A 3518-nucleotide genomic window follows, 5' to 3' on the forward strand; every position below is an offset into this window, starting at 1 on the left:
CTCCCAACCCTCCCCCGCAAGCGGGAGAGGGCTTTTGACGGGAGCCTCTGATGCAATCCCAGCTCCTTCTCCAGCTCATCATCAACGGGCTCATCATCGGCACGCTCTATGGCGTGGTCGGCATGTGCTTCGTGCTCATCTACAAGGCCTCGCAGGTGGTGAACTTCGCCCAGGGCGAATTCCTGCTCATCGGCGCCTGGACCTGCTGGTGGCTGCTCACGGCGTGGAACATCCCCTTCTTCTGGGGCTTCCTCATCGCCGTATGCTTCATGATGGTGTTCGGCATCGTGGTGCAGATGGTGGTGCTGCGCCCGCTCATCGGCGAGCCCATCATCTCGGTGATCATGGTCACCATCGGCATGTCCATCTTTTTCCAGGCGCTGATGAAGTGGATGTTCGGCACCTTCGCCCAGCCGTTCCCGCCCATCTTCAGCGTGGACAAGGTGGACATCATGGGCCTGCAGGTGCAGACGGCCTATCTCATGTCCACCGGCGTCAGCCTGGCCATCATGGCGGGGTTTGCCTGGTTCTTTAAGTATTCGCGCCTGGGGCTCGCCATGCGCGCCACCGCCTTTTCCCAGCAGGTGGCGCAGTCGCTCGGCATCTCGGTGCGCCAGGTGTTCGCCTTGTCCTGGGGCATCTCGGCGGCGGTGTCGGCGGTGGCCGGCGTGGTGGTGGGCATCGTGAACGGGGTGTCCTCGGCGCTGTCCTATTTCGGCATCAAGGTGTTCCCGGCGGTGATCCTCGGCGGCCTCGACAGCGTGTTCGGCGCGGTGGTGGGCGGCCTCATCATGGGCCTTCTGGAAAACCTCGCCCAGTTCGTCGACAGCCAGTACCTGAAATGGGGCAACCTCTATGAGATCGTCCCGTTCTATGCACTCATCATCATCCTGATGATCAAGCCCTACGGGCTGTTCGGCACCCGCGACATCGAGAGGGTCTGATCCATGGCCATCGACACCCTGCGCCCGTGCGGCGACTACCGCACCAGCTACAAGGCCGACCAGACCATCTTCGCGACCCGGCTCACCATGCTGTTCTGCGTGGCGGGCGTGGTGCTGGCCTGTTTCGCGCCGTTCTTCTTCTCGCGCTACATCCTGAGCCTGATGATCCAGATCGGCTATCTGGGCATCGCCGCGCTGGGGCTGAACATCCTCGTCGGCTTCTCCGGGCAGATCTCGGTGGGCCACGCGGTGTTCTTCGGCTTCGGCGGGTTCGCCTCCGCCTTCCTCGCCGACAAGGGCGTGCCGGTGCCGCTCGCCATCGTGCTGGCGGGGCTGTGGACCACGGCCGTGGGCCTCTTGTTCGGCCTGCCGGCGGCGCGGGTGAAGGGGCTGTACCTCGCCATCGCGACGCTGGCCGCCCAGTTCATCCTGCAGGATTTCTTCGTGCGGGCGGAATGGTTCACCGGCGGCACCCACGGCGCCATGGCCGCGCCCTTCACCCTGTTCGGCTATGACCTGTCCGGCGACGACCGCTATTTCTACGTGGTGCTGTTCTTCGTGGTGGTGATGTATCTGGGCGCCGCCAACCTCATGCGCAGCCGCGACGGGCGGGCATTGATCGCGGTGCGCGACCATTATCTCTCGGCCGAGATGATGGGCGTGAACCTCACCAAGTATCGCACCATGGCGTTCGGCATCTCGTCCTTCTATGCCGGCATCGGCGGCGCGCTCTATGCCCACTATGTGGGGTTCATGTCGGTGGAGGGGCTGGATATCCTGTTCTCCATCCAGTTCCTCGGCATGATCATCATCGGCGGGCTCGGCTCCATCATGGGCTCGCTCATGGGCACCATCTTCATGGTGCTTTTGCCCGAGGCCACCGGCTGGCTCGCCTCGGCGCTGTCCGGCAGCGTCATCGACCGGGTGCTGCACCTGAAGGACGGCCTCACCTACATGCGCGAGATGCTGATCGGCCTCACCATCATCCTGTTCCTGATCTTCGAGCCGGACGGCCTCGCCCACCGCTGGCGCCTCATCAAGGCCTACTGGAAGCTCTATCCTTTCTCTTACTGATCAAAAGCCCGCGCGGCGCTTGAGCGGTTCAGGGTGCGGATGCGTCAGCATCCCCGCACCCTGGTGAAAGACCCTGGCGAGGCCGCACAGAACGGCCCGTCCAAAACGGAAACCCAAGGAGAGAACAAGATGAAGAAGATCGCCCTGTCCCTCGTCTCGGTGCTGGCGCTCACGGCCGCAGCGCCGGCGCTGGCCCAGTCCATCAACATCGGCCATCTGGCCGACTATTCCGGCGGCACCTCGGACGTGGGCCAGCCCTACGGCCAGGGCGTCCAGGACACCATCGCCTGGATCAACGCCAATGGCGGCGTCAACGGCAAGAAGATCGATTCCGACTTCAACGAATACGGCTACCAGGTGCCGCGGGCGCTGGCCGCGTTCAAGAAATGGGTGGGCACCAACAAGGTGGTGGCCATCCAGGGCTGGGGCACGGCGGACACGGAAGCCCTCGTCGGCATGGTGACCAAGGAGGAGATCCCCTATTTCTCGGCCTCCTATTCCGCCTCCCTCACCGACCCCAAGGGCAAGGTGAACGAGAAGAGCGAGCGCGCCGCGCCGTTCAACTTCTTCTACGGCCCGTCCTATTCGGATGCCGCCCGCGCCATGGTGAAATGGGCCGCCGACGACTGGAAGGCCAAGGGCAAGCCCGGCAAGCCCAAGTGGGTGCACATGGGCGCCAACCACCCCTATCCCAACTCGCCGAAGGCGGCGGCGGAAGCCTATGCCAAGGAACTGGGCTTCGAGGTGCTGGACCCCATCACCTTCGCGCTCACCCCGGGTGATTACACGCCCCAGTGCCTGACCCTGAAGCAGTCGGGGGCCAACTACGCCTATCTCGGCAACACCGCCGGCTCCAACATCTCGGTGCTGAAGGCCTGCAAGACCGCGGGCGTGGACGTGCAGTTCCTCGGCAATGTCTGGGGCATGGACGAGAACGCCATGAAGGCGGCCGGCGAGGCGGCGAACGGCGTCGTGTTCCCGGTGCGCACCGCCATCACCTGGGGCGGCAACGCGCCCGGCATGGCGACGCTGAAGGACGTTTCCAAGATGTCCGATGCCTCCGGCACGGCCTATCGCCCGGTGCACTACCTCGCCGCCGTCTGCACCGCCCTCTACATGAAGGAGGCCATGGAGTGGGCGGACAAGAATGGCGGCGTGACCGGCGTGAAGACCCGTGACGGCATGTACCAGAAGAGCGACTGGGTGCCGAAGGGCATGGAGGGTGTCTGCAATCCCTCCACCTGGACCCCCACCGACCATCGCCCCACCACCCGCGTGGACCTCTACCGCTCGGTGGTGACCGGCCCCACCGAGGCCTCGGTGGGGGAACTTGTGAAGAGCGGGGCGATCAAGCTTGAGAAGCTTGCCACCATCGACCTGCCCCGCAAGACGGAACTGCAGGGCTGGTGAGGACGTCGGACGACCCGCGCCGCTGCTGACGGCGGCGCGGTGGAGCCCTCTCCCGCTTGCGGGGGAGGGTGTGTCTCTTAGACACATCTC

General features: G+C 64.7%; 3 protein-coding genes. All 3 read left to right on the plus strand.

Annotated features, from left to right (window positions below):
- Positions 1-50: 50 nt before the first annotated feature.
- The 3 genes from K9U41_RS22220 (at position 51) to K9U41_RS22230 (ending at position 3428) form a co-directional block, all read left to right on the plus strand.
- Entirely contained in the window at positions 51-944 is an 894-nt protein-coding gene (locus K9U41_RS22220; protein ID WP_282643019.1) for a branched-chain amino acid ABC transporter permease, read from the plus strand.
- 3 nt (positions 945-947) lie between these two features.
- On the plus strand, positions 948-2018 hold the full coding sequence (locus K9U41_RS22225) for a branched-chain amino acid ABC transporter permease (protein ID WP_282643020.1): 1071 nt from the start codon (positions 948-950) through the stop codon (positions 2016-2018).
- A gap of 129 nt (positions 2019-2147) precedes the next feature.
- Entirely contained in the window at positions 2148-3428 is a 1281-nt protein-coding gene (locus tag K9U41_RS22230) for an ABC transporter substrate-binding protein (protein WP_282643021.1), read from the plus strand.
- The last annotated feature ends 90 nt before the right edge of the window (positions 3429-3518 follow it).

Origin of the sequence: Xanthobacter autotrophicus (assembly GCF_029991245.1) — a bacterium.
GTDB classification, from domain to species: Bacteria; Pseudomonadota; Alphaproteobacteria; order Rhizobiales; family Xanthobacteraceae; genus Xanthobacter; species Xanthobacter autotrophicus_C.